This window comes from Pseudomonas sp. Irchel s3h17 (assembly GCF_900187505.1).
Taxonomy (GTDB): Bacteria; Pseudomonadota; Gammaproteobacteria; order Pseudomonadales; family Pseudomonadaceae; genus Aquipseudomonas.
The window spans coordinates 1-1,221 of the sequence record NZ_FYDL01000045.1 but is presented as its reverse complement, the minus strand read 5'-3'; the positions used below and the strand labels follow the sequence as shown (position 1 = coordinate 1,221).

Annotated in this window: 1 protein-coding gene; it reads right to left on the bottom strand. The window is 64.8% G+C overall.

Annotated elements, in window-relative coordinates; translation table 11 throughout:
* On the bottom strand, window positions 1-1,221 hold a 1,221-nt coding region (locus CKW25_RS25920), incomplete at both ends, for a VCBS domain-containing protein (RefSeq protein WP_218192563.1).

Sequence of the window (1,221 nt, the reverse complement as noted above, 5' to 3'; positions counted from 1 at the left end):
CCGCGTTAGCCGCGCCGCTGTCGTCGGTCGCCACCACGGCGTAGGAGAAGCTGATGGTTTCGCCGGCCCGCAGGAAGTCCAGGTTCTGGTTGCTGTTGTAGTTCCAGCTGCCCTGGTCGACCGAGAAACCGGCGACCAGCGCTGCGGCCTGCGCCGCGTCGAGGGTACCGCCGTTCCAGGTGAGGTCGTGGTTGAAGGTCTGGCTGACCGTTACTACGTCATTGCTGTCCAGGTCCGAGAAGCTCAGCGCACCGCTGTCGCTCAGCGTGGCTGTCGCGTTGCCTTCGCTCATCGCCCCCGCCGTGTCGCCGATGGTCAGCGTTGGCTGGTCGTTGGTCCCGGTCAGGGTGATCGTCACCGTCTGCGTCGCCGAGACTGCATTGCCCGCGCCACTGTTGTCGCTGGCTATCACGGCGTAGGAGAAGCTGATGGTTTCGCCGGCGCGCAGGAAGTCCAGGTTCTGGCTGCTGCTGTAGTTCCAGCTGTCCTGATCGACCGAGAAACCGGCCACCAGCGCCGCGGCCTGCACCTCGTCAAGGGTACCGCCGCTCCAGGCGATGTCATTGTTGGAGGTCTGGCTGACCGTCACTACGTCATTGCTGTCCAGGTCGGCGAAGCTCAGCACCCCACTGTTGCTCAGCGTGGCCGCCCCGTTGCCTTCGTTCATCGCACCGGTCGTGTCAGTGATGGTCAGTGTCGGCTGGTCGTTGGTGCCAGTGAGGGTGATGGTCACCGTCTGCGTCGCCGAGACTGCATTGCCCGCGCCGCTGTTGTCGCTGGCCACCACGGCGTAGGAGAAGCTGATGGTTTCACCGGCGCGCAGGAAGTCCAGGTTCTGGCTGCTGCTGTAGTTCCAGCTGTCCTGATCGACCGAGAAACCGGCGACCAGCGCTGCGGCCTGCACCTCGTCGAGAGTACCGCCGCTCCAGGCGATGTCGTCGTTGGAGGTCTGGCTGACCGTCACTACGTCATTGCTGTCCAGATCGGCGAAGCTCAGCGCACCGCTGTCGCTCAGCGTGGCCGCCCCGTTGCCTTCGTTCATCGCACCGGTCGTGTCAGTGATGGTCAGCGTCGGCTGGTCGTTGCTGCCAGTGAGGGTGATCGTCACCGTCTGCGCTGCCGAGACCGCGTTAGCCGCGCCGCTGTCGTCGGTCGCCACCACGGCGTAGGAGAAGCTGATGGTTTCGCCGGCCCGCAGGAAGTCCAGGTTCTGGTTGCTGT